The organism is Nitrospira sp. (assembly GCA_037045225.1).
Taxonomy (GTDB): domain Bacteria; phylum Nitrospirota; class Nitrospiria; order Nitrospirales; family Nitrospiraceae; genus Nitrospira_A.
This window is the reverse complement of sequence record JBAOHZ010000009.1, coordinates 380,110-406,186: the sequence shown is the minus strand read 5'-3', so window position 1 is coordinate 406,186 and position 26,077 is coordinate 380,110. Positions and strand designations below refer to the sequence as shown.

General features: G+C 53.9%; 22 protein-coding genes and 2 pseudogenes. 22 read left to right on the top strand and 2 right to left on the bottom strand.

Annotated elements, in window-relative coordinates; translation table 11 throughout:
• Positions 1-18: 18 nt before the first annotated feature.
• From V9G17_03005 to V9G17_02930, 16 genes and pseudogenes are all read left to right on the top strand, one after another.
• A complete protein-coding gene (locus V9G17_03005) occupies positions 19-1,059 on the top strand; it encodes a FemAB family XrtA/PEP-CTERM system-associated protein (GenBank protein MEI2751542.1) in 1,041 nt (346 codons plus the stop codon).
• Positions 1,056-2,333, top strand: coding sequence for a DegT/DnrJ/EryC1/StrS family aminotransferase (locus V9G17_03000; GenBank protein MEI2751541.1), 1,278 nt, complete (start codon positions 1,056-1,058; stop codon positions 2,331-2,333). The genes V9G17_03005 and V9G17_03000 overlap by 4 nt, the downstream gene beginning before the upstream one ends.
• A 67-nt stretch (positions 2,334-2,400) precedes the next feature.
• Positions 2,401-3,531, top strand: coding sequence for a glycosyltransferase family 2 protein (locus V9G17_02995; protein ID MEI2751540.1), 1,131 nt, complete (start codon positions 2,401-2,403; stop codon positions 3,529-3,531).
• 73 nt (positions 3,532-3,604) lie between these two features.
• A complete protein-coding gene (locus V9G17_02990; protein MEI2751539.1) occupies positions 3,605-3,991 on the top strand; it encodes an SxtJ family membrane protein in 387 nt (128 codons plus the stop codon).
• A gap of 16 nt (positions 3,992-4,007) precedes the next feature.
• Complete coding sequence (locus tag V9G17_02985) at positions 4,008-4,160, top strand: DUF5989 family protein (protein ID MEI2751538.1); 153 nt, start codon at positions 4,008-4,010, stop codon at positions 4,158-4,160.
• A 22-nt stretch (positions 4,161-4,182) separates the two neighbouring features.
• Positions 4,183-5,241, top strand: a complete 1,059-nt coding sequence (locus V9G17_02980; GenBank protein ID MEI2751537.1) for a polysaccharide deacetylase family protein — start codon at positions 4,183-4,185, stop codon at positions 5,239-5,241.
• Positions 5,242-5,292: 51 nt separating this feature from the next.
• Positions 5,293-6,480 (top strand): ATP-grasp domain-containing protein, encoded by a 1,188-nt coding sequence (locus V9G17_02975; protein MEI2751536.1) that lies wholly within the window; start codon positions 5,293-5,295, stop codon positions 6,478-6,480.
• 9 nt (positions 6,481-6,489) lie between these two features.
• Positions 6,490-7,101 carry a low molecular weight protein-tyrosine-phosphatase gene (locus V9G17_02970; GenBank protein ID MEI2751535.1) on the top strand — a complete coding sequence of 204 codons (612 nt, stop codon included), beginning with the start codon at positions 6,490-6,492 and terminating at the stop codon, positions 7,099-7,101.
• Between the two features lie 64 nt (positions 7,102-7,165).
• A complete protein-coding gene (locus tag V9G17_02965; GenBank protein MEI2751534.1) occupies positions 7,166-7,912 on the top strand; it encodes a class I SAM-dependent methyltransferase in 747 nt (248 codons plus the stop codon).
• Positions 7,913-8,020: 108 nt separating this feature from the next.
• Complete coding sequence (locus V9G17_02960) at positions 8,021-9,397, top strand: O-antigen ligase family protein (protein ID MEI2751533.1); 1,377 nt, start codon at positions 8,021-8,023, stop codon at positions 9,395-9,397.
• A 91-nt stretch (positions 9,398-9,488) separates the two neighbouring features.
• Entirely contained in the window at positions 9,489-10,598 is a 1,110-nt protein-coding gene (locus V9G17_02955; GenBank protein ID MEI2751532.1) for a glycosyltransferase family 4 protein, read from the top strand.
• A gap of 135 nt (positions 10,599-10,733) precedes the next feature.
• Complete coding sequence (locus V9G17_02950) at positions 10,734-11,834, top strand: glycosyltransferase family 4 protein (protein MEI2751531.1); 1,101 nt, start codon at positions 10,734-10,736, stop codon at positions 11,832-11,834.
• A gap of 1 nt (position 11,835) precedes the next feature.
• Positions 11,836-13,074 (top strand): glycosyltransferase family 4 protein, encoded by a 1,239-nt coding sequence (locus tag V9G17_02945; protein MEI2751530.1) that lies wholly within the window; start codon positions 11,836-11,838, stop codon positions 13,072-13,074.
• Positions 13,075-13,140: 66 nt separating this feature from the next.
• A complete protein-coding gene (locus V9G17_02940; protein ID MEI2751529.1) occupies positions 13,141-14,382 on the top strand; it encodes a glycosyltransferase family 39 protein in 1,242 nt (413 codons plus the stop codon).
• A 4-nt stretch (positions 14,383-14,386) separates the two neighbouring features.
• Entirely contained in the window at positions 14,387-15,958 is a 1,572-nt protein-coding gene (locus V9G17_02935) for a hypothetical protein (protein ID MEI2751528.1), read from the top strand.
• Positions 15,959-16,086: 128 nt separating this feature from the next.
• A pseudogene (locus V9G17_02930) lies at positions 16,087-16,901 on the top strand (IS3 family transposase).
• Between the two features lie 203 nt (positions 16,902-17,104).
• On the opposite strand, the gene V9G17_02925 reads toward V9G17_02930, so the two are convergent.
• Positions 17,105-18,391 carry an IS110 family transposase gene (locus V9G17_02925; GenBank protein ID MEI2751527.1) on the bottom strand — a complete coding sequence of 429 codons (1,287 nt, stop codon included), beginning with the start codon at positions 18,389-18,391 and terminating at the stop codon, positions 17,105-17,107.
• Positions 18,392-18,529: 138 nt separating this feature from the next.
• Here V9G17_02925 and V9G17_02920 point away from each other — a divergent pair.
• Positions 18,530-18,781: pseudogene (locus V9G17_02920) on the top strand (transposase).
• Positions 18,782-18,827: 46 nt separating this feature from the next.
• On the opposite strand, the gene V9G17_02915 reads toward V9G17_02920, so the two are convergent.
• On the bottom strand, positions 18,828-19,829 hold the full coding sequence (locus tag V9G17_02915) for a hypothetical protein (protein ID MEI2751526.1): 1,002 nt from the start codon (positions 19,827-19,829) through the stop codon (positions 18,828-18,830).
• Positions 19,830-20,405: 576 nt separating this feature from the next.
• Here V9G17_02915 and V9G17_02910 point away from each other — a divergent pair.
• The 5 genes from V9G17_02910 (at position 20,406) to V9G17_02890 (ending at position 26,042) form a co-directional block, all read left to right on the top strand.
• Entirely contained in the window at positions 20,406-21,701 is a 1,296-nt protein-coding gene (locus V9G17_02910; GenBank protein ID MEI2751525.1) for a nucleotide sugar dehydrogenase, read from the top strand.
• A gap of 344 nt (positions 21,702-22,045) precedes the next feature.
• Positions 22,046-24,361 carry a secretin N-terminal domain-containing protein gene (locus V9G17_02905; protein MEI2751524.1) on the top strand — a complete coding sequence of 772 codons (2,316 nt, stop codon included), beginning with the start codon at positions 22,046-22,048 and terminating at the stop codon, positions 24,359-24,361.
• Positions 24,358-24,864 carry a prepilin-type N-terminal cleavage/methylation domain-containing protein gene (locus tag V9G17_02900; protein ID MEI2751523.1) on the top strand — a complete coding sequence of 169 codons (507 nt, stop codon included), beginning with the start codon at positions 24,358-24,360 and terminating at the stop codon, positions 24,862-24,864. Before V9G17_02905 ends, V9G17_02900 begins: the two co-directional genes overlap by 4 nt.
• On the top strand, positions 24,839-25,246 hold the full coding sequence (locus V9G17_02895; protein MEI2751522.1) for a prepilin-type N-terminal cleavage/methylation domain-containing protein: 408 nt from the start codon (positions 24,839-24,841) through the stop codon (positions 25,244-25,246). Before V9G17_02900 ends, V9G17_02895 begins: the two co-directional genes overlap by 26 nt.
• A gap of 13 nt (positions 25,247-25,259) precedes the next feature.
• Complete coding sequence (locus V9G17_02890) at positions 25,260-26,042, top strand: LysM peptidoglycan-binding domain-containing protein (protein MEI2751521.1); 783 nt, start codon at positions 25,260-25,262, stop codon at positions 26,040-26,042.
• Positions 26,043-26,077 lie beyond the last annotated feature (35 nt).

Sequence of the window (26,077 nt, the reverse complement as noted above, 5' to 3'; positions counted from 1 at the left end):
ATCGTACTCGGGACTGGTATGAAATTAACTATTTCTGATTGTAGCTCCGCCGAGGACCGACTGGGTTGGGATGGCTTTGTTCGTAGTCACGAATGTGGAACTGGATACCATCTGTACTCCTGGAAAAGCGTCATCAACGAGGTGTTTGGACACGATACGATTTATCTCATGGGAAAGAACGAAAGCAGGGAGATCGTTTGCGTTGCTCCGCTCGTTACTCTGTCGAGCCCACTCTTTGGTCGTTTTTTGATCTCGATCCCTTTCCTAAATTACGGTGGCATACTGGCAACCAATCAAGAGGCACGAGCTTCATTAGAAGCGTGTATCGAAGAGATTGCGACTTCCAAAGAAGTTGATCATGTCGAGTTGCGGCAGCAGGAAATCGTGGAAACATCATGGGTCCGAAGCGAGCGAAAGGTGTCTATGCGCTTGTCGCTTCCAAGCACCTATGATGATCTTCAAAAGCAGTTTTCCTCAAAACTGCGTAGCCAGGTTCGCCGGGCTCAAAAAGAGGGTATGACCGCACGCGTCGGCGGGAGTGAGTGCCTCGATGAGTTCTACTGTGTTTTCTCTCGTTGCATGCGCGACTTGGGGACGCCGGTCTATGCGAAGGGATTCTTTGCAAAGATTCTTGAGGTGTTTCCAAAGGAGGTGCGCATCTGCGTTGTTTCTCACGGAGAGACTCCAGTCGCTGCAGGCTTCTTGTACGGGTTCCGATCGTCGTTGGAGATTCCATGGGCTGCATCGGACAAGCGATTTAACAAGCTGGCCCCAAATATGTTGCTCTACGGTACGGTATTGGAATATGCGTGCCGACAGGGTTTTCAGGTCTTTGACTTTGGCCGTTCGAGCCCCGATAGCGGGACCTATCGGTTTAAGGAACAATGGGGAGCTCAGCCACACCAGCTGTACTGGTACTATTGGATGAAAGGTGGGCGCCCGGTTCCTCAGCTGAACCCCCAGAATCCGAAATACGCTCTCGCCATTCGTCTCTGGCAAAATTTGCCAGTCGCGGTTGCGAACCTTCTTGGGCCTCATATTGTGAAACATCTTCCATGAAGGTTCAGCGAACGCTTCCTCCATCGGCTGCACCGATCGAATTCAGGGACCTCGTTGAAGGGCTGCTAGGGCTCCTGCATCCGCAATCCACACTGGAGCAGCTACAGGCTGAATTGGGCCAATACTTTGGCGTGAAACATGTGTGGTTTGTGTCATCAGGAAAGGCCGCGCTCACTCTCATCCTCCAGGCGCTGCATGGGTTATCTGGACGAGAGAAAGTTGTGCTTCCCGGGTATACATGCTTTTCTGTGCCATCGGCCGTTGTGCGTGCAAGACTATCGGTGGCACTGTGTGACGTGGATCCTTTGTCGTTGGATTTCGACTTTGCCCACCTTTCCAAGATGGCCGATTCGAGCGTGTTATGCGTGTTAGCCACCCATTTGCTTGGGATGGGTATTGATGTGCCCAGAGTGGTTGAGTTATGCCGCCGACAAGGGATCTTTGTCGTAGAGGACGTGGCGCAGGCGTTTGGTGGCCATTGCGGTGCCGTTCCATTCGGGGCGATAGGCGATGTTTCGTTCCTGAGTTTTGGGAGAGGTAAAAATATTACCTGTGGTTCTGGAGGTGCCATTCTTACGAATAATGATCGCATCGGTGAAGCCTTGGCGCGTGAATATGCACCGCTTCCTGATATATCGCTGGTCGGCATGCTGAGAAATTGGCTGGAAGTGGCAGTGACGCAGTTGTTGATCAAGCCGTCCCTCTATTGGTTGCCAGCCGGACTTCCGTTTCTAAAGCTGGGCGAAACAAAGTTCTACACGGATTTCCCGGTTAGCCGTCTCGACCCAATACGGGCCGGGTTATTGCGGCGTTGGAAACGGCGGTTAGACAAATCGACTGCGAGCCGAGTCGCGCATTCCGAGCAGATTCTTCGATCGCTCGCCGTAGGTGATGTGCGGACGCTCAAGCCGTTTGTGCGGGGACAGTCGGTATATTTGCGATTTCCCGTGTTGATGCGTTCGAAGCAGGAAAAGGACGCAGTGTGCCGGTTGTCTGCGAGGCAGGGACTGGGAATCAGCTCTATGTACCCATCATCTCTGCAGCATATTGCTGAGCTTCGTGACGCGCTCTCATCCCAGGAGGTACCCCAGTCGACCTCGATAGCGGAACGACTGGTTACGCTTCCAACGCATGAATTCTTGTCCGATTCCGACCTCGTTCGAATTTCTGATGTACTTCAAGCGGCTCAGCGAGTTGCCGGGGAAGAAACGAGATGTCCTTCGGATGTGGCGAACGGTCAGCATCCTGGTTCTCGGTTACCTCGAGTGAACTGATGGATTAGGCGAGTATGGTTCGAGTGGCAGTGGACGGTAAAACGCCGGGAAACTAACGATGTGGTTTATGGAATGGATGTTCTGGGGCTCGATAGTGTTCATTATCTATGCCTATGCTGGCTACTTACTTGCGTTAGTGGTCCTCTCCTGTTTCAGGAACCGGCCTGTGCTGGCCGGCGATATTCAACCCATGGTCTCGTTTGTCATCACGGCCTATAATGAAGAAGCACGGATCAGGGAAAAGATCGAGAATAGTCTTCAGCAACAGTATCCGCGTGAGCGGCTCGACATAGTTGTGGCTTCCGATTGTTCGTCAGACCGAACCGAGGAGATTGTGCGATCGTATGCAACTTCGGGTGTGCGCCTTGTCCGCGCCCAGGAACGAAGAGGAAAAGAGGCCGCTCAAAAGCTGGCGGTGAGTCAGACAAGCGGGGAGATACTGGTGTTCTCAGATGTCGCGACCACCTTGCCGCCTTACGGCATCGCCAATATTGTCAAGTCGTTCAATGATCCAACGGTCGGCTGTGTCAGTAGTGTAGACCAATTTGTAGATGCCCAGGGAAATCTGAGCGGGGAGGGCGCGTATGTTAAATATGAAATGCTCCTGCGCCAGTTAGAAACGAAGGTGAACACATTGGTCGGGCTGAGCGGGTCATTTTTCGCCGCTCGGAGGACGGTCTGCAGCCCTTGGGCAGACGATCTCCAAAGCGACTTTAATACATTGCTCAATTCCATGAAAACCGGGCTGCGTGGGGTGTCGGATCCGCGAAGTGTCGGCTACTATAAGAACTTAACGGATGAGAAAAAGGAGTACCAACGCAAAGTTCGTACCGTCTTAAGAGGAATTGCTGTGCTGATGCGGAGCTTACCGATGTTAAATCCGTTTCGGTATGGAATCTTTGCGTGGCAACTGTTTAGTCATAAGCTCTGTCGGTGGCTCGTGCCATTCGCGATGATTGGCGCACTGGTCTCGAATAGTGTATTGGCAATCGATTCGGTGCCATACCGGGTTCTTTTGCTGGCGCACGTTCTGTTTTATATGATCGCCGTAGCCTATGCCGGGTGCAGCTGGATGCCAAAGAGTAACGTATTTCGATTACCTTCGTTTTTTGTTGTGGTGAACCTGTCCATTCTTGATGCCTGGATGCGGTATTTTCGGGGAGACCGGGTGTTTCGTTGGGAGCCGTCCAAGCGTTAAGTCAAGGATGGTGGTATCGACTGCAACACAAATACGGGTAAGAAATGGAAACCAGAGGTACTGAATGGATGCGGTGGCTGAAAAGAAAGAATTGCGGAATTTTGGATTGATTATTGGTGGTGTCTTTTTCCTGATCGGGATCTGGCCCCTCATCCGGCATGGTGATGGGATGCGCCTCTGGGCCGTTGTGTTGGGAGCAATTTTGGTACCCTTGGGATTGGTGGCGCCGACTATCCTCGCGCCTCTCTTCAAAGTCTGGATGAAGATTGGCCACGTGATGGGATGGGTCAACACCAGGATCATCCTGGGGATTCTATACTTTGGACTGATCACGCCGATGGGGGTCGTGATGCGGATGTTTGGTTGGGATTCTATGCGCAGAACGCTGAGCCGAGATGCTGCGAGCTATCGGGTCGTGCGGCAAGCGAGGCCTCATACCCATATGACCAAGCAATTTTAGGGAGACGGAGATCGGTATGGGGGAGTTTCTCACTGAGCTGTGGGCATTTATGAAGGAGCGGAAGAAATTCTGGCTCTTGCCGATTATCATGATGCTCGCCTTGTTGGGTAGCCTGATAGTCCTGACTCAAGGATCCGCCGTTGCGCCGTTCATCTATACGTTGTTCTAATTCATGGGACGACTCTCTTGATATGAACATTGGCGTTAGAGGGTTCAAGCAGACGATTCGTTCTGCGGTAGCGGGGATCCTCCACACATCATCGGTGTACAGATGGCGGCACCGAGGCAAGGTCCTGGTGCTCATGTATCACCGGGTGCTGACGACGGACGAAGTCTCCTGTCATCCTGTCCAGGCCGGAATGTACGTGCTCGATACCGTATTCGCTCAACAGATGTCTTTTGTGAAAAGCAATTTTACGGTCCTGTCTCTGCAGGAACTTCTTGATCAGTGGCACCGTGGTGCATGGAATGAGCAGGCACGATACTGCGTAATTACCTTCGATGACGGCTGGTTGGACAATTATCGCCATGCGTATCCCGTTCTGAAGCGATTACGTATGCCTGCGACTATTTTCCTTCCCACCGACTATGTGGGAAGCAACGAGTGGTTTTGGCCTGATCAGTTGGCATCCTTATGCAAAGCTGCTGCTGGTAGAACAGAGGGGACTATATCTCCAAAAAGGATTGAGGCTGTGTTGTCCGGTTTCCTAGGCGGAAGCCTCCCTTTCTCGGCTGAGTCGATGGCGAATCATGAGCAGCTAGCGGACCAAATTATTGAGCGTTGCAAGCATCTGCCGATCGATCGTATCCGCGAGCTGGTTCGCGCGTTGGCGTTGGAACTCAAGGTGACATTGCCGCATGGCCGAGTGATTGTAAATTGGGACGAGGTGCGTGAAATGTCTCAGGGAGGCGTGTCATTCGGTTCCCACTCCTGTACACACCGTATTATGACCACCATCACACCAGACGAGGTTTCCGAGGAGCTTGTGAGATCGCGACAGATTCTGCTGGAGCAAGGTGTGAACTATGTGCCGGTCTATTGTTACCCCAATGGAAATAGCGATACCCGCATTCAGGAACAGGTGAGAGTCAGTGGGTATGAGGCTGCAGTGTCCGTGCAGATGGGTGTGGAAGGGAACCGTCCTGAAAATCGGTATGCGATCCGCCGCGTGGGCATTCATAACGACATCACACACACCATTCCACTGTTCTCCTTTCGTTTGTTCGGTCCTCAACCGAGTTCGGTATAAGGTAATCGGGGGAATGGATGTGAGGGCTGTGTCCCGGGGGCGAACATATTCGTGAGAGTCTTGGTTACCGACGGAAATGAGCGAGCGGCGCTTGCCGTCACCAGAGCGCTAGGACGGGAGCATGTGGAGGTAATTGTTGGGGCGGAGTCCCAACGATCCCTTGCAGGATCTTCTCGTTATTGCTGGCAGCGGATCGTCTATCCGTCTCCTTATCAAAATCCTGAAGGTTTCATCGCCGCCTTGATGGAGGTCTTACAGCGCCATCAAGTAGATGCTGTATTTCCCGTGTCCGATATCGCCATGCATGTCCTTGGGCCGGAGAAGGCCCAGATTGAGCGGTACACGCACTTTCCGGCCCCCACGGCCCAGGCATTTCAGGAAATCTCGGATAAGTACCGATTGATGCAGTGCGCGGTTACTGAAGGCGTTTCCATCCCGGGCACTGTCTTTGTCCCTGATGGACGACTCGAGGGGATTATTGCGAAAATCGATGATTTTCCCGTGGTGGTCAAGCCTGGTTGCTCACTGGTGAAAGAGGGCAATTGCTGGATGAAGACGAGCGTCTGCTATGCCGAGTCGCCCGAGGAACTCCTTCGACTCTATCGTGAGCGGCCGTATCTGCAACGACCTTCGTTGATTCAGCAGCGCGTCATCGGGGAAGGCCAGGGCCTGTTCGTGTTGATGCAGGAGGGAAGGCCGTTGGGAATGTTCGCTCACCGGAGACTTCGTGAGCGTCCCCCCTCTGGTGGGGTCAGTGTGTTGCGGGAAAGTATTGCCTTGCCGAAAGTGATGGTTGAGGCTACCCTCAAGCTGTTGCAGCGTGTGAAATGGAACGGGGTGGCGATGGTCGAGTTCAAAGTAGATGCAGCCACGCAGTGTCCCTTGTTGATGGAGATTAATGGGCGGTTTTGGGGTTCATTGCAGTTGGCGGTGGATGCTGGGGTGAATTTTCCGATGCATTTGCTCAACATGGCGATGGGACGGGGCGAGATGGTACCTGAAGATGGATATCGTATCGGAGTCAAGTCCAGGTGGTTGTTGGGGGATTTGGATCAGTTGTTAATGCGTGTGAGGAAGAGCGATCGCGCGTTGAATCTTCCACCAGGGGCCCCGTCGAAGTTGCAGTCACTCATGTCTTTCTGCCTGTTTTTTGAGCGAGACGTGTTTTATGAAATTGAGCGGTTCGATGATCTGGCCCCGAGTCGTTTCGAAGTGATGCGGTATCTCAAATTGGCATAAGGAGTGGTCATGTCGGAGGTTGACGCTCGATCTGAGGTAAAGGTGGTGTCCGCCTCTGTGCGGGATGTCGCTCGTTCAGTGAAGCGAGCTGTCAATGGGGTGCTGGATCGGTGGCGCTATCGGATGTTGCTCACTCGCCAGAGTTTCCCGAATCCTACGAATGCCATTCTAGTGGTGTGCAAAGGCAATATCTGTCGGAGCCCACTCGCAGAAGCCTATCTTAAGCATCAGGTTGGAAAACATGGGTTGACTACTGTGGTTGAGTCGGCAGGGCTCGAAACATCGTTCGGAAAGCCTGCACATCCGTTGGCACAAGTCGTCGGCACGCAGGAAGGCCTCTTGCTTGGCAAGCACGCAACCCAGCCGCTGCACAAAGAGCAGGTCGAACGAGCAGACATCATTCTGGTTATGGAATGGGAGCAGCGTAATCGGGTCATCAAGTTGTACCCTCAAGCCACGCAGAAAGTATTTCTACTCAGGCAATTTTATGACCAATCTGTGCGGGAAGTTGCCGACCCCTACAGCGGGACGCTACAGGATTTTCAGGTCTGTTTCTCAATGATTAAGCGAGCCTGCGATGTGCTAGTGATGCGAATGTTGCCCGCGGCCAAGTCGGGCTAGGGCGACCGGATCGAGGATGAAGAGGCACGTGGATGGCAAAGACTAAGGGAGGCCCGGCATCGACATGAGCTTGCGGACGAGACTGTTCAATATCTATTGGACAATGCGGGGCGCCATTGTGCCGAAGTTGAGATACTCCCAGTATTCGTATGAGGAATCGCTGAAGCGCTATGTGACGCCATCAGTTGAATGGGTGGAGATAGGCTGTGGACACTCCGTCCTTCCCAGTTGGCGAGCGAATGAAGAGCGCCAACTTGTGAAAACCTGCAAGGCCATTTTTGGCATCGACTATGACCTGCCTTCACTGAAGGCACATCCCAACATTACGAAGAAGCTGCGGGGCGATGTCACCAAGTTGCCGTTTAGAAGTCAAGCCTTTGATCTGGTGACAGCCAATATGGTTGTCGAACATCTCGATAATCCAGATGAACAGTTTAGAGAGATTGGGCGGATCCTTAAGTCGAAAGGCGTGTTCTTGTTTCACACCCCAAACGCATACGGTTATGGAGTGATTTTATCCAAGGTTGTGCCTGAGTGGCTCAAGGGTAAGCTTATCTACTTGCTTGAAGGTCGCGAGGAGCATGATGTGTTTCCCACCCACTATAAGGCGAATACTGAAGCTCAGGTCAGGACGCTTGCTCAAGCCAACGGCTTTGAGGTATTGCAGCTTGATTTGATTCCAACCGATGCCATCTTTGCTATGCTTCCGCCGCTGGCAGCCGTAGAGTTGTTGTGGATCCGGTTGCTTATGACGCGGCCGTTCAGGAGTCTTCGGACAAATATGATTGTGGCCTTGAGGAAAGCGGCATAGGAATACCCTGATCCACCAACCTGCCACCTGCACATGCTGGTTTTACCAAGAGGTGGAGATTGGTACTGTCAGTCGTGTGGTAATGTCAGTGGAGAGGTGCGGTTCGATATGTTGAAACCCAGTTCCGTTCGTGTTCACGAGGGGACTCGCTCTGCTAATTCTCGCTTCCGTGTAACGCCACCTGAATCGAATATCGGCTTCTATCTAGTCCTTGTGGCTCTCTTGTTCGAGTTCGGGCGACCGCAAGATTTTTTACCCCCTCTTAAGGTGATTCCGTTTCCTTCTCTCATTGATGTGTCGCTGGGATTAGCCGTTCTTATTTCGGGTAAAGCTAGCCTTGCCAATATTCAAACCAGGCTCTGGATGGGGCTATTAGGGTTCATGGCACTATGGGTGCCATTTGCAAATAATAATTTCCACGCCTTGATGACGTTTAAAGACATGACTTTGTATTTCTTTTTTTATTTAGGGATTGTCACTTTCGTCGATTCTACCAGTCGTATGCACAAGCTTATTCTCGCGTGGTTGGCTGTACATGCCGTATTGGCCGTTAACGGCATGTTGCATCAAGGGCGTGGAGTTGGTGGATGGTTAGGGGACGAGAACGACTTTGGAATGGAAATGAATGTGGCTGTTCCGGTCGTATTTTTCATGTATCAGGCAGCGTCGACTCAACGGGCAAAGTTCGGCTATATCGTCTTGCTGGGCCTCGTTGTTATGTCAGTCGTAGCTACGTCATCGCGAGGCGCATTTTTGGGTTTGCTGGCCATTGGGGCATTCTGCTGGTTTTATTCTTCCCGCAAAATCATGTCACTCCTGGTCGGTGTATGCCTTGCCGGCTTGATCCTCATTGCAGCGCCTCAGGAATACTGGGATCGAATCAGCTCAATCACCGATGACAGCACAGTGGAAACTGGCACTGCTGGCCAACGGATGTTCACCTGGGGAATAGGGTGGGAAATGTTCCTCGCCAATCCCATTTTGGGCGTAGGGCAGGGAAACTTTCCCTGGACAATCGGCGAGTACATGGGAGGACGTACGTGGCAAACGAAATCACTGGCCGGGCGTCAGGCGCATTCGCTTTACTTTACGTTGATGCCAGAACTCGGGCTTGTAGGAATCATCATTTTCGGTGCGATGATCTATCTCAACTATAGAGACACGAGGGTGCGTCAGTACTTTCCCATCGGGTCGCACAGGGTGGGTCAAAAACGTGAAAATAGAGAAGGAAACGATCCTGAATTTGAACGGGCAGCCTTGTTCGGTAATGCAATTTTAGGCGGCATGATAGGGTATCTCACGACTAGCGCCTTCATCTCCACTCTTTACTACCCCACCTTCTGGATTTTGATGGGGTTTGCGGTCGCCCTTCGAAATACCACGCAGTTGTATGCCGTGGCTCAGTCGGATATTGCTGCTTCATCGAGCCCTGAACAGAAGGTTTCTCTTTGGAGCCGGCCTCGAACCGTGAGATTGCGACATTGACGCTGCTGCCGTGTCAGTCCATCCCTGAGAATGGGGTTGCCCCTCTTTCCACATTCACCAGGCAGAGCTGGTGGGAATGCCACCACGCAACATGATTCGAACAATTCTCTTTCTTTCGACTAGCAGCGGGCCTGGTGGGGCGGAGCGAGTGATCAATAATTTGGCCGCGTCGCTGGATCCACAAAGATATCGAGCCGTTCTGTGCCTGTTTCGACCTGGCTGGCTCCAGGACCGAAGTGAGAGTCGAGGAATCCGCACCTTCATCATTCCGACGCACGGGATGACCGATTGGCGATGGGCAATTCAATTCAAACGACTCCTGCGACAGGAACAGGTGGATCTGATTCACGCGCATGAGTTTGATGCCAATGTACAAGGGACCTTTGTCGCGGCGCTTACAGGCCTTCCGCTCGTCGCAACCGTCCATGGGAAAAACTATTTCTGGGAGCGACTCCGGCGTCGCCTGGCATACCGCTGGGTGAGTCGCAGGGCAACTATGGTGGCTGTATCGGAGAATCTCAAGCAATTCATTGTTGAACAAGTCGGAGTTTCTCCGAGTCGCGTCAAGGTGCTCTATAACGGCGTGGATATGTTGCCTCAGTGTGACCGCACTGAGGTGGAGGCGTGTCGAAAAGAATTGGGCCTGCCAGAGAGTCATCAAATTGTGGGGGTGGTGGGTAATCTATATCCTGTTAAAGGGCATCAGTATTTGATTGAGGGGATTCCCTCTGTCTTGGCGAAATGTCCTAACACCTCGTTCGTGTTTGCCGGCAGAGGGCAGCTCGAAACTGAACTGAAGGCGCACGTAGATCGGCTTGGTGTAGGAGGAAAGGTTTTCTTTCTTGGTCTGAGGCAGGACATCCCACGAATCCTGGCCATGCTGGATGTGTTTGTGTTGCCCTCTCTCTCGGAGGGGCTTTCAATGGCAATCCTCGAGGCGATGATAGCCGGAAAACCAGTGGTCGCGACACAGGTTGGAGGGAATCCGGAACTGATTCTCGATGGAGAAACAGGCTTTCTGGTTCCGCCGCGTGATAGTCAGGCCCTAGCGGCTCGGTTAGTAACGTTGTTGACCGATAAGCAACAGGCGGCCCTCTTTGCAGAGAGAGGCAAGCGTCGGGCCGAAGGGCAATTCAGCCTGCGGACCATGGTGTCTTCCTATCAGTCGCTCTATGAGGAGTGCCTGGAATTGGGAAAATAATTCGCCACCCTTCGATGTTGAGCGTATAGTGCCGCTCAGCGTTCCAACAGGGAGAGGCGGTTGTGCTAGGTGGTGAGGTGTTCTATTGAGCAGAACGCAAGTTGCGAATCAGCTGTGAAGGTATGTCATGTCGCGATGGGCGACTTGTGGGCAGGGGCGGAAGTTCATCTGCTTGCGCTCATGACGTACCTCGTTCGACTACACGGGTTCGAATGGGCGGTGGTTCTATTCAATGAGGGGCGGTTGGCGGATGAACTTCGGAAACTTCCGCTCTCCCTCACGGTCATTCCCGAAAAACACCATGGCCCGCTAGCTCTCGCTTCTCGCCTTGGAAAAGTTTTTCGGCAGTTTCGTCCCGATGTCGTTCATACCCACAAGTACAAAGATTCCATCCTCGCTGCACTTGTCGCCCGCTACATGGGGGTCCCTCATGTGGTCAGAGTGGTTCACGGTATGCCCGAACCATTTAAAGGGCTGAGGAATGTGAAGATGGCCGGGTACACGATTGCGGACAGATTCGTGACCGGATGGCTGGTGGATAGGGTGATCGCTGTCTCATCCGACATTGAACAGGCTTTGCTCAGGAGCTATGACGCCGCTCGAATCGTCTGTATACACAATGGGATCGATCTGGAAGCGGTCCGCGTCACTACTCAAAGGGCGGATATGCGTAGGAAGTGGAATATTGACGACAAGGCCGTTTTGATTGGAACGGTGGGACGGCTGGTTCCAGTGAAAGGCCATGCCCTGTTATTGAAAGCCTTTCGAATCCTGTCTCAGTCTTTTCAGAATGTGATATTAATTTTTGTTGGCGATGGGCCGTTGCGTGAGCAGCTTGAAACGGAAGCGAAACGGTTAGGCTTAGATCAATCCGTGATATTCTCGGGCCATCAAGAACAGTCTTATGATTTCATCAACATGATGGACATTTTTGTTTTGCCGTCTCTGCATGAAGGAATTCCGATGGTCCTATTAGAAGCCTTTGCTCTGAAGCGGCCGGTCATTGCGAGCCGAGTCGGTGGAATTCCTGAAGTGGTATCACATGGTGAGTCTGGAATTTTAGTAAACCCGGCGAAGCCTGATGAACTGGCGAGAGCGATTGGCGCTCTCATCGATGATCAGGTAACGGCTGTTGCATTTGGCGTGGCTGGGCGGGCACGAATTGAGGCTGACTTCAGTGCGAGTACCATGGCAAATCAAACAGCTGGGATGTATCGGTCAGTGTGCAAGGGGTGAAATGAGAATTCTGTGGTTGGGACATAATCTTGCTTATCCTCCTAAGGGAGGCCCGCTTCAGCGAAATTACAACTTGCTGAAGGAAGCGGCCAAACATCATGAGGTGCATGCACTCGTGTTTGATCAGCCGGCATCCAGGCCCCAAGGTGTGACTCCACAGGACTGTGTCGAAGCGTTGCGAAAGTTCTGCGCCGGTGTGGAGTGGGTGCCTCTTCCACAGGATTCTCTCGGACTGGGCCGTTATTGTAGGGCGTTTGGTGCTATGGTGAGTGGTGAGCCATATGAGTTCCGGTGGTTGCGTTCTGAAGAGATGTCCGCTCGTCTCACCAACTTGGCCAGCAGGTTTCGCTTCGATGTCGTGCATGTGGATACATTGGGATTGTCTCCCTATGGATTGCTCGTTCCTCATGCAGGGAGGGTGTTGAATCATCACGATATTGAGTCTGCACTGGTCCAGCGACGTGCGTCCAACGAACGCAGTGCAATGAGGCGTGCATTCTGGTTACGGGAATCGGCACACCTGCTTGCCGCAGAAAGACGATGGTGTCCTACCTTCGATGCTAACCTAGTGGTGTCTGAGGATGAAGGACAGTTAGTGAAGGCCTCCTGTGGGAACAGTGCCATTTGCGTCGTTCCGAACGGCGTCGATATCGAATACTTTACCCCGCGACCAGATCCAGGAGGAGCGCAGTTGTTATTTTGCGGGCGCCTCGATCAACTAGCGAACAAAGGCGCCATAACCTACTTCTTTGAGTCGATCTGGCCTCAATTAACAGACAGAATGAAAAATGTGGAAATTAACGTAGTGGGAAAAAACCCTCCGGCCTGGTTAGTGAGGCTATCTCAGCACGATCCTCGAGTGCACGTCCCTGGGTTTGTGGATGATGTCCGGCCCTATTTCCAGAAGTCGACGGTATTCGTCTGCCCCATCACGGACGGGGGAGGGACGCGATTGAAAATACTCGATGCCTTGGCGATGGGCATGCCGATAGTGAGTACGACTTTTGCGGCATCTGGTTTGCGTTTGTACGATGGAAAACATTTGCTTCTGGCTGATACGCCGGCCGACTTTGTGAGCAAAGTCTGTCGATTATTGTCGGATAAGGCTCAAAGAGCCGATTTGACCTTGGCTAGCCGTGAGGTGGTAGTCAGTGCGTATGCATGGGAGGTCATAGGACAGCGGTTGCGCGATGCATATGCTGCCGCGAACTCTCTGAGGATTGCCAAGCGACTGTCGTAAGAGTGCTGCCAGCGCCATACCCTCCGTCTGCCGAATGAGTCTGTTAAGCAAAATGGAAATCTATTAATGAAAACAAATCTTTCCATTTTTGGGGCCGCTGTAGTTGTTCGCCTGCTGATGTGGTGGCTACTGCCCGAGCCGCATTTGCCTTACAATGCTGTCTTTGCCTATCTGAACGGGGCAGAACTCCTGCTGCATGGAGAGGGTTTTTCAGATGTCACATTTCCTTTCTATACCCCTCCATTATATTCCATGTGCATTGCGTTGGTGGCATTTGTGTTTGGTGGGGACGGAATCGTTGGTATCAAGGCCATTCAAGTGCTAGTAGATTCACTTACTGCTGTGACAATATTTGTAATTTTCAGAGACTTGTTCGACCGAGCTATTGGATATCTATCAGCCATGATCTGGGCGCTATATCCCTTCGCCGTTTATCCAACCCTATACATTGGAACGGAAACATTTTTTACGTTCTTCGTTGCCTTGTGGGTGTTGCTTACCACCCGTGCTATGAGGGAAGGTAAGTGGCAACTTTATTGTGGGGCTGGTGCCGTTTTGGCGTTGGCTACCTTGACAAGAGGAACGACTCAGTTCTTGCCACTACTGCTGCCGTTTGTGTTACTAGCCTTTCGAAAACCAGGCGCGCATTGGTGGAGCTATTATCTTATGACGCTGGCATGCTTCATCCTTGTGATCCTGCCATGGGGGGTTCGGAACTATCTTGTCCTGCACGAGATTATCCCGGTTGGGGCAAACAATACGGTTGTTCTGTGGGGATCTTCTGAACCGCTTTGGACCATTGATACCAGGAGTCGAGAATATCCCTTACTACTCGAGGCCGCAAAATCAAAAGGGGTAGTGCCGGAATTATCTGTTACCAGCCTCGTTGAAAGAGACCGGCTTAATGTGCGTTTAGCTATGGAGAACTATCGGGAACGCTTAGCGAAGGATCCCATCAGCATAGTACCTTTTATGGTTAAGAAGTTTCTTCGGCTGTGGTATTCGACAGAGTCGGGTAGCAACCATGGCATGTCTCTGGCCATTAATAGTTTTATTTACATCCCTGCGTTAGTCGGTGTGGTTGTTGCCTGGAGAAGAAAGAGGGCCATCACGGTGGCTCTCTGCGGCCTGGTTGGTTACTTCGCTTTCTTACACTGGATCACTTTGCCCCTATTCCGCTACATGATTCCGGCGATGCCTTACATCATACCTTTTTCTGCGATTGGCCTATTGTTCATTGTAAAGCATAGTTGGCCTGCAATGTACGTCCGCATACATGCCGTGTCACATGCGGAACGGGTAGGCTGAGACTATGAATCGGGAGGCGAATTCTCGGATTAAACTTTTTTTTGACGTGTCAGTACAACGACGATCGTACTACACAGTTTTTGTTCTTCTCTTTCTACTTCAGCTTTGCCCCATCTGGTTTATTTCCTATCCAGCTATGCATGATTACCCGAACCATCTGGCTCGTATACATATTCTTCATCAATATGGTGACAATGAGTCCTATCAGGCTACCTATAGTCGTGACTTGAGCATTCTTCCAAATCAGGCCATGGACCTAATCGTGCCAGCACTGATGGACGTCGTAAGCATTGAATATGCGAGCAAGATCTTCCTTTCACTGGTAGTGGGGGCTATCAATTTTGGCTTCCATTGCCTAGGCCTTGCGGTCAATGGTCGACCTCACTGGAATGCTCTGGCTGCCACATTCTTTACTTATAACTTTGCCTTTGCTTACGGATTTGTGAACTACTTGTTTGGGCTAGGGGCCTATCTTATTACCTTCTCCGTTTGGTTATGGTCATGTTCAAGGTGGACATTCTGGCGAATCGTTTCAGTTTCAGCGCTTGCCATGATCTGCTACGTCTCCCATCTTTCCGCCTTTGTATTTCTAGGAGTATCCATTACATTCTTCATAGGGTGTAATGTTAGCAAAAGTGGGAAATTCCCCCAATTTCATCAACTGCTAGGGTTGATACCATTGCTTCTTCCAGTTAGTGTCCATATTCTTCACGGTGCCATACTGCATGATAAAGGGGGCATGACTTGGTGGCATCCGTTGGTATCAAAAAAGTTGGTAGGTCTGGCATATCCGTTTTTGACCTACGATCTCGTAGTGGATCTCAGCCTCGGACTCGTTTTCATTTTCTTAGTCTCGTTGGCCACCAAGAGGAAAGGACCTCGTTTGGTTTGCCCAGAACTGTTTCTTCTTGGCGTAGTTTTCCTGATTCTTTACGTTCTCTCACCCATGAGTGGTGTTCAGACTAGCTATATCGACAGGCGGTTCTTGCTGCCAGCAATTGCCTGTCTGTTGTTGGGAATTCGATTGGACCTCTCACGACAGATAGGACAGTATGCGATGGTAGGTTTGATTGGTCTATCCTTCGTGCGAGGAGCAGAGGTGTGGTACTTTGGCGACCGAATCGCTAGAGAAGTTCAGAGTCATGTTCGGATGCTTGACATTCTTCCGGATGGTGTACGGTTGTATCCGCTAGTAGTCCACAACCAGTCCTCTGGGCAACGCTGGTTGTGGGACATGCACTTTTTTTATACAGCGCACTATGCCACCGTTTATCGACATGCTTTTGTACCAACCATTTATGCCTGGAAGGGTGCGCATCCCCTCAATCTACGCTCGGCTGTCCAGGACTATGCTCAGATACAGCAGGATACTTCTATGGAGCAAGTCAACTGGTCGAGTATCTTTTCTAAGTACGATTATTTGTGGGGATACAATTTGTCAGATGAGTTCAGGCGATTCCTACTCGCAGAACATAACCTGGTTGCTGAATCGGGGAATGCGATGCTTATTCGGATTGGAAAGGGTGTCATCCCAGAATACTACGGCGCTTCCGAATTGGAATCTATGCAGGAGTGATTACGTCTCGTCCTCTTGATCGCCTCGCTTCTCTGGTTCCCCACCGGATGATCGTAAGCTCCCCCTAGATCGAGACAGCCATGAGGAGAATTTTCTGGCACAATCGTCATCCTAGCCAGGAGGTTCCCATGCGCCAGTCGAAGTTCACCGACACGCAAATCGTGTCGATCCTGAAAGCAGCCGATGCCGGGCGCCCGGTCAACGAGTTGTGGCGGCAGCACGGCATCAGTTCCGCGACCTACGACAAGTGGAAAGCCAAGTACGGCGGGCTCGAGGCCTCGGACGTGAAGCGACTGAAGGAGTTGGAGCACGAAAATAACCGTCTCAAGCGGATGTATGCCGATCTCTCGCTGGAGAATGCAGCGCTGAAAGATGTCATCGCAAAAAAACTCTACGGCCTGCTGAGCGGCGGGAGGTCGTGGCCCACCTGGTCATGGAGGGCGGCCTTCCGGTTCAGCGGGCCTGTCGCGCAGTCGGGCTGAGTCGGGCGACGTACTATCGGCCTGGCATCGATTGGGCTCAGCGGGATGCGCCAGTGATTGCGGCGTTGACGACGCTCGTCGCGGCGAAAAGCCGCTGGGGTTTCTGGAAGTGCTGGAGACGACTCCGATTGGATGGCCAACCGTGGAATCACAAGCGGCTGTGGCGGGTGTACTGCCAGCTCCGCTTGAATCTCCCCCGTCGGACGAAGAAGCGGCTCCCTCTTCGTCCGCGTCAGCCGCTCGTGGTGGTGCCTCAGCCCAATGTGGTGTGGGCCGTGGACTTCATGAGCGATACGCTCTACGGCGGCCGACGCTTCCGGACCTTCAATGTGTTGGATGAAGGTGTCCGGGAAGGCGTGGCCATTGAGATTGATACGTCGCTTCCGGCTGAACGCGTGATTCGCGTGCTGGAGCAAGTCGTGAGCTGGCGGGGACAGCCCCAAGCGATTCGGCTCGATAACGTACTATAGGCGGAAAGCAAACACGCACTGCGGACAGATCTCCTCCGTGCCGTCGGAACGGCCATCCTGCACTGTCGGCAGCCACTCCCAATGGTCTTCCACGGTTTGTGAGGCACTGCTCACCATAGTGATACAAGGTCCTGGCTCAGGCCTTGACCGTACTCCACACAGCAGGCAGCCCCAGTGGAAGCTCCGAGCATTATCTACGAGGTCAGTGCTTGCCTCGACGGCCCACGCGAACGGAGTGCTCCACTGGGAGGGAGTGCCTCAAAGTACGGCCGATAGTCGGTCCCCGTCTTAATCAGGCCATGAGCCACGCGCGCCACTTTAGCGGCGACGGCGCAGAGGGCCTTGCGCTTCCGATCCGGATTCTGAGGATCGGCCTTGATATACCGCGCATACTTTTCGCGAAACGTATTCTGCCGCATCCGAACCGCCCCATTGGCAGCCATCCAGAAGGCATAGCGGAGTCGCGCATTCCCATGCTTCGACAACCGGCTTATCCCACGGAACTGGCCGGACTGCTGCGTGCTGAGATCGAACCCGCAGAACTTGAGGAATTGTCGGTGATGCGGAAACCGACGCAGGTCCCCGGCTTCGGCCAAAATCGTGAGGGCGAGAATCGGTCCCACTCCCGGTAAGGTTCGGAGCCGGTGATAGTCGGGATGGGACTGAAGCACCTGGTCCGCCTGGTGCTCAATCGCGGCCCGGAGAGCGCACAGGTGCTGATGTTCCGCCAGCATCACACGGAACATCTGAATGGCTTCGGAGTCTTCCGCCACGGCGAGCCCAATGCTCTGACGAGCAGTGGCATAGAGGTCAGCGAGGAAACCGCGCTTATTCACTTTGCGGCCCACCACGGTCCACGCCTCGTGCGCAAACACTTCTTGGGAATAGCGGGTGATGGCGGCGGGACAGGGGAACCGATGCAGCAGCTGCGTAAACCACTGCGCCCGCGAGTTCGTGTAGTACCGTTCCGCCTCGGGAAAGTACAGCGGGAGGTAATGGATCATGATGCTATGCTGGACCTGCACCTTCCGAAGTGAGACCTGGTAGTGAGTCTGGGCGAGTTCCTGCAGGTCGTTCATGGCGTGCACGAGCGGATCGTGATACCGCTGGGAAACACCGGTTTTGAGCAAATGGAGCAAGACTTGCGTGTCTTTGGGATCGTTTTTATCCCATGAGTTGTAGAGCGCATCGCGCGTCCGCGCCACCGCGAGGGAAGAAATGAGGCGCAACTCGAAGCCGCATTGGCCCAGATAATAGGCCAGGGGGCGATGGTAGTTGCCCGTGGCTTCAAACCCAATGAGGACCGGCGTCTCGAACGCGCGGAGCCGGTCGCGCAAGGTCTCATAATCCGGCTGGCAGTTCCTGATCCGCCATCGCTGCCGGCGTCCGGTCGGTGGCTCCACCAACACTTCATGAACCAATTTCGCTACATCAATCGCCACGAAGGTACCATTCTGCGTGGTTGTGGAACACGCCATCATAAGATGCCCTCCTCCTAGAGTGAGTTGCTGCTTGGCATTCTAGGGGAGATCTGAACAAACGATGAATGCCTGTTCCGCTTATACTATGGTCCCGAATTCCTCGCCGACCGGTTCATCACCTGGTGCGCGGAACGAGGGATTCAGCTGTGGCACATCCAGCCAGGCAAGCCGGATCAGAATGCCTTGATCGAGCGGTATAACCGGACGTATCGGACCGAAGTGCTCAATGCGTACGTGTTCGAGTCGTTGGAGCAGGTGCGAGAGATCAGTGCCGAGTGGGTGCAGAGTTATAATGAAGAGCGGCCTCATGATGCGTTGGCGGGCCTGCCGCCCGCCACGTATCGGGCCCAAGTGGAGGCCAGAACGTCTCCCATGAAACTGTCTCCTTGACGGGGAAGCTTACGGGGACCCCCGCTTGAACCCGGGAGCGCAACTTTTAAGGCGTTGTAACGGCTCGTAGGGTTGGGCTTGCAGGTGGTCCTGGTGGTTGGTCAGGGGAGGTACCTCCGCTTCCCACCGACACATGCAGGTGGTCCCACATGTGATGCCAAGCTTTGCTGCAGTCACGCCCCAGTGAAACGTTTGGGTAACATTGGTAGACGGCCGTTCCGTCCCAGGTGTGATTATATTGTATGTCAGTAAAACCACCTGGAGAGAGATTTACGCCTGAGTAATTGCCGACAAGTCTGCCGTCTACCCACCATTTCAATATCCCGTCGCGAGAGGTCATTGTGGTGCTTGCTTTTTGATAGAGCTCTATGAAATGCCAACCGGATCCCGGTAGCACGTTCCCGTTTCCGGCATTCGGATTGAACCAGCCACTTCCAGCTCCAGCGGACGGATTGCCACATCCGGGGCTATAGTACGAGGGAATATGGCAATTGTCGTATTGTGTAGATTGCATGTACCATTGAAGTGTTCGAGCCTGATCATAGCCCTGGGGCCCCTGCCAACTTAGGAAGTTCGCGTCGATGTCGCTCTTAATAAAGATAAGTTTATTTACATTATTTGCATTGCCCTGAAAATCTGAATTCGTTTTCCACAGTGTTCCGAGATAGACTTCTCGTGCCGGTCCGGATTGAAACGAATAAACAAATTGCCCTCCACCGGTAGCAGCATTTGCTTCCAGCACCTCGTCAAGTATGCCGGATGGTGATACTGGTCCCGAAGAATCCGTAGAGAAAGGCTGATTTCCATACACATTCAGCATGTTGCAAACGGTTCCCGAGAAGGGGCAATCCACGTGCTGGGAAAATCCAGCCGGTTCATTGGTCCAGACTCCTGCTGCATAACTTTGCTGAACGGCCACAAGGCTCGCACAGAGAGTCAGCATGGCCACAATCGCAGCCAATCGCTGGGAGACCTGAGGTGTCGAGTGACCATCCATGATTGCCCTCTTATTGGTGGTGTATCCCGTATCGAGTGGTGTTGTGATCATGTGGCTCCATCTGTTCGGCTGTAGATCCCTGGTGAAGTGGGGGCTCATGGTTTGGCTGAACAGTTTCCTCCCTCGAGTGAATCTCCATCCGTCATGCAGCAAGATCGATGCCTGCCACACCCGCTGCGGTTCTACCATAACAATAGCTCTTATAACCTTGCAAATGCTTTCACAATTCTTACTTGCTTGATCCGCGACTGCACGACGACCTGTCGGCCACTGAGGACTGAGTGCTGTGTGGAGAAGAGGTCAGTGCCGGTCAAAATGGTGCTGGCCGGACTGCGGCTTGACGAAATGTTCAGGCGCGGCGGTCAAATCTTCCCTGTGAGCAGGAAGGGGAAGGCGTGTTTGGTCATGTCCCTGGACATCACTAGTCGATGATCGTCTGTGCAGCGATGGAGGGGCAGGGTTCGTGCTGTTGTTAGGGCATGTCATCGACAGCCTGTGGTGCGTGGCAGGAGGTGATTGTTGATAGCATGTCCCTGTGCTTGTGGGAAATCGTTGACGGATGGATGATATTCTGCCATTCTTTTTTACGACATGAGTGTTGTGGTGGTGACTGACGAGGGGAGCGACATGGCGAAGAAGACGCAGCGGCAGATCGCAGTAGTGGGGTTGGGGTATGTGGGGTTGCCGATCGCGGTGGCGTTCGGTAAGTCTGCGCCGGTGATTGGGTTCGATATCAATAAGACCAAGGTCGAGGAGTTGCGCAAAGGGGTGGATCGAACCGGGGAGGTATCACCGCAGGACCTAAAATCCAGCCGCGTTCGCTACACGTCCGAGCCGAGCGACCTCAAGACGGCTGACTTTATTATCGTTGCGGTGCCGACCCCCATTAATGACGCCCTTCAGCCGGATCTGACGGCCCTGAAAAAAGCGTCGGAACTGATCGGTTCCAATCTCGCTCCCGGTGCCATTGTGGTGTATGAATCGACGGTGTATCCCGGTGCGACAGAGGAAGACTGTCTGCCGATTCTGGAAAAAGCGTCGGGCATGAAAAGCGGCATTGATTTCAAAATCGGATACTCGCCGGAGCGCATCAATCCTGGGGATAAGGAACACACGCTGGAGCGAATCATTAAGGTGGTCTCCGCCCAGGACGAGGAGTCGTTGGAGATCGTCGCACAAACCTATGCCATGGTGGTGAAGGCTGGAATCCATCGGGCCTCCAGTATCAAAGTTGCTGAAGCGGCGAAGGTGATCGAGAACACGCAGCGCGATCTGAATATCGCCCTCATGAACGAGCTGTCGTTGATTTTTCATCGGTTGGGGATCGATACGCGAGCGGTTCTGGACGCGGCAGGCACGAAGTGGAATTTTCTGAAGTTCAGCCCTGGGTTGGTCGGGGGGCATTGCATTGGAGTCGACCCCTACTACCTCACCGCGAAAGCCGAATCCGTCGGATATCATCCTCAGGTGATTCTGGCAGGGCGACGGATCAATAACAGCATGGGCAAGTATGTCGCCGAGCAGACGATGAAGTTGTTGAGCCAGGTCGAACGGCCGGTCAGTGATTTGCGGGTCGGGGTGTTGGGACTGACCTTTAAAGAGAATGTTCCGGATCTCCGGAATAGCCGGGTGCCGGACATTGTGAACGAACTAAAAGAATATGGAATTCAGGTCATGGTCCATGACCCGCTCGCGGAACCAGAAGAGGCCGTGGGGGAGTATGGCCTGCGCCTCTCGCCTTGGGAACAACTAAAGCAACTCGATGGGATTGTGTTGGCTGTGGCTCATCGGGAATATCTGAAGATGGACATCTCAGAGCTGTTGAAGCCATTGCGGAAACAACGGAACAATGTGGTGGTCGACGTGAAGAGCGTGCTGAGCCCAGACACCTTGCCGGGATCGGTCAAGTATTGGAGGCTCTAGGCTATCGTCGAAGTAATCAGACGGAGATCGTTGACCTCCACCCTCCACCCTCGAATCTCGATCAACACCTTAGTTGATGGATCTTCTCTCCGGAGGCCGGACGGAGCGTCCGGCCTCGTCGGTTCTCCAGCTGCCTTGATGTGCCGATCGATTAATGCCGCGTCTCCTATCTGCCGAAAGAGATAGGCGACGCAGGAATTACGCCTACCGTTCAAAGCGAGAAACTGATTGTCGCGTGTGTGTCAGTTTGATATACCAAAGAGGTTATCATTGTGTTGATCCGACCTATGCGTTCACCCATCCCTATGAAACACATCCCAGCCGCATGTCAATGGACTCGTTGGGTGTTCACGGCGGCGCTCGGTCTGGTATGGGGCTTTGCCGGCGCGGGGTGCGGGACATTCGTATCCCCTGACGTCAAACGCGGGGATCAGCATCTGGCAGCGGGCAACTGGGAAGAAGCCACGGTAGCCTATCGGCAGGCCCTCAAGGACGATCCGTTCGAGCCCTCCCTACAGAACAAATATTCCGTGGCCCGAGAGCGTGCGGCTGCGACGCATGATGAGCGTGGTCGTCAGTTGCTGAAGGACCGTCAGTTCGATCAGGCCGCCGAGGAATTCAAGCGCGCCCTGACGATCGAGCCGACGAGCAAGGAGCATGAGTCCGGCCTGACGGAGGTCTTGCGGTTGAAGGAAGCGCGCGACCGGTATCGGGAAGCGGAACGTCTTGCGCAGTTGGGGCGTGTGAGTGAAGCCATGACCGGCTATATGCGGGCCGTCGAGTTGGACCCCTCCTATAAAGAGGCGCTGGAAGGCGTGGCGAGGCTCTCCGCCGAGCAGCATGCGATCGATCGCGACGACCGACAGAAGCAGCCGGTCACGTTGCAGTTTCGCAATGCGGGCCTGAAGGAAGTGGTGGAGGCGCTGGGGAAGGCGGCTCACGTCAATTTTGTGTTCGACAAGGATGTGCGCAACGATCCTATTACCATCTCGTTGGAAGACAAGCCTTTCGACGAGGCGCTGGCGCTGGTTTTGAACAGCAATAGCCTGTTTTCCCAGAAGGCCGGTCCGACCCTGTTCATCATCAGCCCCAATACCAAGCAAAAGCAGGAACAGTACCAGGACCTGATGATCCGTACCTTCTATCTATCGTCCGCGAAAGCGAAAGACATGGTGGCGCTGCTGAAGTCCATGCTGGAGGTCAAGCACATTCACGGCAATGAAGCGTTGAACACCATCGTGATTCGTGATCAGCCGGAAAAGGTAGAACTTGCGGAGAAGATCATCCAGGCGAACGATCGTGAAGATTCAGAGGTGTTGTTCGACGTCGAAGTGTTGGAAGTGAATCGTACCGTTGATCAGACCTATGGCTTATCCTACCCGAAGCAGCTGGCCGGAGCGGTGATACCTCCCGGATTTGCCGGCACGATTGCGGGGGATATTGGGCAGCAACTCACCTATCGCAACCTGGCGAGTCTGGGGCAGGACAGTTATCTGTTCAAGCTCCCGACAAACGTGCAGCTGGATTTCTTCAAGCAGGTCACTGATGCCAAGACCCTGGCCGCGCCGAAGGTGCGGGTCCTCAATAACAAGAAAGCGGAAGTGAATATCGGCGACAAACAACCGATCTTGCTCTCGACAACCAACGTGCTGCCCGGACAAGCTGCGACCGGTGCGGTACCGACGACCTCGACAGTCACGTCGATCGAGTTTCGCGACACCGGTGTGAAGCTGACGGTGGAGCCGAATATCCACCTGGCGAACGAACTCTCGTTGAAAATGAAGATCGAGGTGATTCGGCTGGGCGATACCGTTCTGCTGCAGCAGTCTCCGCCGATCACGCAGTTCAAATTCGGCAATCGTTCCGCCGAGACCATGTTGAATGTGCGCGACGGGGAAACCATTGTGCTGGGCGGGCTCCTGCAGGAAGAAGATCGTCGGACCAGGGTGACGATTCCCTGGATCGGCGATATTCCCTTTCTGGGCAATCTGTTGAGCTCATTTAAGACCCAACGGGTGACGACAGAGGTGATCTTGACTATCACGCCGCACATCGTCAACTCCTTGCGTCTCCCGAGCCCGCAGGGGCAGGCCTTCTGGTCAGGGACGGAATCAGTGTACTCCACATCCCCCTTGTTTGCCGCGCAGCCGAAAAAGGTGCTGGCGCGCGTGCCGGCGTCGGGTGGTCCGGGGGCAGTCACTGAGAAGAGTTCGCTGAAGAAATCACAAGGCGATGTTACCGGTCAGGACTCGGTGTCACTTTCCCCGCAGCTGACGATTCAGCCTGCGGATGCCACGGCCCACACCGGAAAGGAATATCGTGTGGATGTGCTGGCGAAGCAGGTGCAGGGGCTGGATCGAGAGACCTTTGCATTGGAATTTGATCCAAAGATCCTAGAGTTTCGGGATGCAACCATGGGCGAGGTAGTGGGTGTTGAGTCGGGGAAGGCCGCCGTGGCCGTGAGCTCTGTTGACGGTATCGTTGAGCTGCGGTTGCCTGGTTCCACGAGTGCCGCGAAGGATGAGGGCCGCCTCCTACGGTTGACGTTCCTCGCCAAGGCTCCAGGCGTCTCGCCGCTGCGCATGCGGGTGGTGAAGCACGGAGAGGTCGACAGCCCGGAAGGCGCGAGTGAAGCCAAGGGAGTGGTGAGAGTGCGGTGAAACAGTCAGGCGTCACGTTGCTTGAATTGCTCGTTACCCTGACCATCCTCACCATCCTTGCCTCGGTAGCACTCCCGTTCACAAAGGTCTCCTCCAAGCGGAGCAAGGAAATCGAACTGCGCCAGAACCTCCGGGTCATTCGAGCGGCCATCGACGCATTTCATTTGGAGTGGGCGCGCGACGGGGATACCCTGACGGGGCCGGCATGTGTCAAGAACCGGTTGAGCTGTAAAGACGTCACCGGGCCCTATGGCTACCCGAAATCCCTGGATGTATTGTTGGGAGTCAAGCTGACGGGGGAACAGGCGACGGTGCGTGGGACGACGATGAGGCGCTACTTACGGTCGATCCCTCCGGACCCCATGAGCGGAGCGCCCGACTGGCGTATGCGTTGTTATCGAGATCCTCCCAGTGTGAAGGACTGGTGCGGGGAAGATGTCTACGATGTTACGAGTCACAGTCAGGAACTTGCGCTCAATGGTACGAAATATTGGGAGTGGTAAGCCCGAATGGCCGGCCTCGTCCTCGCCAGGATTTACAATAATCGAATTGATGATCGTGGTGACGATCGTCGGGATTCTTGCCACCCTGGCGGTGCCGTCCTACCACGCAGCCGTCATCAAGGCGAAAGAAGGCGCCCTGCGCCAGGATTTGTTTTCACTGCGCGATGTCATCGATCAACATCGTGCAGATAAAGGGAAGTACCCTGAGGCCATTGATGCATTGGTGTCGGCCGGCTATCTGAGGCGGGTGCCGACCGATCCGTTGACTGGTTCGACCACGACATGGCAGGAGATGGTGGACGAAGGGGAAGGCGGCATGGTCGATGTTTTTTCCGGGTCTGATTTAGTCGGAACCAACGGAGTACCCTACAACCAATGGTAAGGCGATGAATACCATGATACATCAAGGTGGTCTCGTGTGCCGGACGGTCGTCGGCTTGCGACGTGGGTGCTGGGTCTTGATGGTGTTGGCGCTCTCGTTTGGTGGAGGGTGTGCGCGGGTGACCCCCGGTCCTGACGGGCTCCCATCCGACCTCCAGATCACCGCGGATTCTCTTAAAACGGCTGTCCGCGAAGCGCAGCGCACAGCAAGCGAGCTACGTGCTGAACTTGAGGAACAACGGAAGGACCTGGCGGATGCACACGTGGCTCGCGCGCAACTTCAGGGCATGTTGCAGGAGACTGAGCGGCGTCTGGCCGATGCCCGTCAAGTCATAGAATTGCAGCGGGAAGAATTGGCTTCGGCTCGGTCCGAGCGAGAGAAGGTTGCTCAGCTGGATCAGCCGATGACCGGCACGCCTTCCGAGGAGACGTCACCAGCAGCTGATCCGGAAGCCATGGGGCCGGCCCTAGATCGTGAACGAGACCGGTCGGGTGCCGGCCCCCATACCGGCGGCGCCGCAGTGGCGCATCCGGCTGCGTTGGTTCTTGGTAATGAACGACGTTCGGAGAGATCGGCCTCGGCTCAGTCCGCCGCCTCGATCCGAACCATTGTCATTCAGGCGGGGGACACCTTGTGGAGGATTGCGCGTCGTCACAAGGTCCAGCTGAATGCCCTTCGCGCGATCAACGGACTACAGAACAACATCATTGTCGTGGGACGAACGCTCCGGTTGCCGGAGCCTCGGCTGCAGCAGGCGACTTTGCAGTCGGCCTCCCGGGACACACTCGTTCAGTAGAGACCATCTGTTACCACGTGTTGTGTCGAACCGAT

What these genes read in the sequence shown, in the direction of transcription:
- V9G17_02935 (MEI2751528.1), top strand. Translation starts at nt 14,387, where the DNA reads ATGAATCGGGAGGCGAATTCTCGGATTAAACTTTTTTTTGACGTGTCA.
- V9G17_03005 (MEI2751542.1), top strand. Translation starts at nt 19, where the DNA reads ATGAAATTAACTATTTCTGATTGTAGCTCCGCCGAGGACCGACTGGGT.
- V9G17_02955 (MEI2751532.1), top strand. Translation starts at nt 9,489, where the DNA reads ATGATTCGAACAATTCTCTTTCTTTCGACTAGCAGCGGGCCTGGTGGG.
- V9G17_02960 (MEI2751533.1), top strand. Translation starts at nt 8,021, where the DNA reads ATGTTGAAACCCAGTTCCGTTCGTGTTCACGAGGGGACTCGCTCTGCT.
- V9G17_02945 (MEI2751530.1), top strand. Translation starts at nt 11,836, where the DNA reads ATGAGAATTCTGTGGTTGGGACATAATCTTGCTTATCCTCCTAAGGGA.
- V9G17_02995 (MEI2751540.1), top strand. Translation starts at nt 2,401, where the DNA reads ATGGAATGGATGTTCTGGGGCTCGATAGTGTTCATTATCTATGCCTAT.
- V9G17_02895 (MEI2751522.1), top strand. Translation starts at nt 24,839, where the DNA reads ATGGTACGAAATATTGGGAGTGGTAAGCCCGAATGGCCGGCCTCGTCC.
- V9G17_02910 (MEI2751525.1), top strand. Translation starts at nt 20,406, where the DNA reads ATGGCGAAGAAGACGCAGCGGCAGATCGCAGTAGTGGGGTTGGGGTAT.
- V9G17_03000 (MEI2751541.1), top strand. Translation starts at nt 1,056, where the DNA reads ATGAAGGTTCAGCGAACGCTTCCTCCATCGGCTGCACCGATCGAATTC.
- V9G17_02985 (MEI2751538.1), top strand. Translation starts at nt 4,008, where the DNA reads ATGGGGGAGTTTCTCACTGAGCTGTGGGCATTTATGAAGGAGCGGAAG.
- V9G17_02915 (MEI2751526.1), bottom strand. Translation starts at nt 19,829, where the DNA reads ATGATCACAACACCACTCGATACGGGATACACCACCAATAAGAGGGCA.
- V9G17_02980 (MEI2751537.1), top strand. Translation starts at nt 4,183, where the DNA reads ATGAACATTGGCGTTAGAGGGTTCAAGCAGACGATTCGTTCTGCGGTA.
- V9G17_02970 (MEI2751535.1), top strand. Translation starts at nt 6,490, where the DNA reads ATGTCGGAGGTTGACGCTCGATCTGAGGTAAAGGTGGTGTCCGCCTCT.
- V9G17_02890 (MEI2751521.1), top strand. Translation starts at nt 25,260, where the DNA reads ATGATACATCAAGGTGGTCTCGTGTGCCGGACGGTCGTCGGCTTGCGA.
- V9G17_02950 (MEI2751531.1), top strand. Translation starts at nt 10,734, where the DNA reads ATGGGCGACTTGTGGGCAGGGGCGGAAGTTCATCTGCTTGCGCTCATG.
- V9G17_02940 (MEI2751529.1), top strand. Translation starts at nt 13,141, where the DNA reads ATGAAAACAAATCTTTCCATTTTTGGGGCCGCTGTAGTTGTTCGCCTG.
- V9G17_02925 (MEI2751527.1), bottom strand. Translation starts at nt 18,391, where the DNA reads ATGATGGCGTGTTCCACAACCACGCAGAATGGTACCTTCGTGGCGATT.
- V9G17_02965 (MEI2751534.1), top strand. Translation starts at nt 7,166, where the DNA reads ATGAGCTTGCGGACGAGACTGTTCAATATCTATTGGACAATGCGGGGC.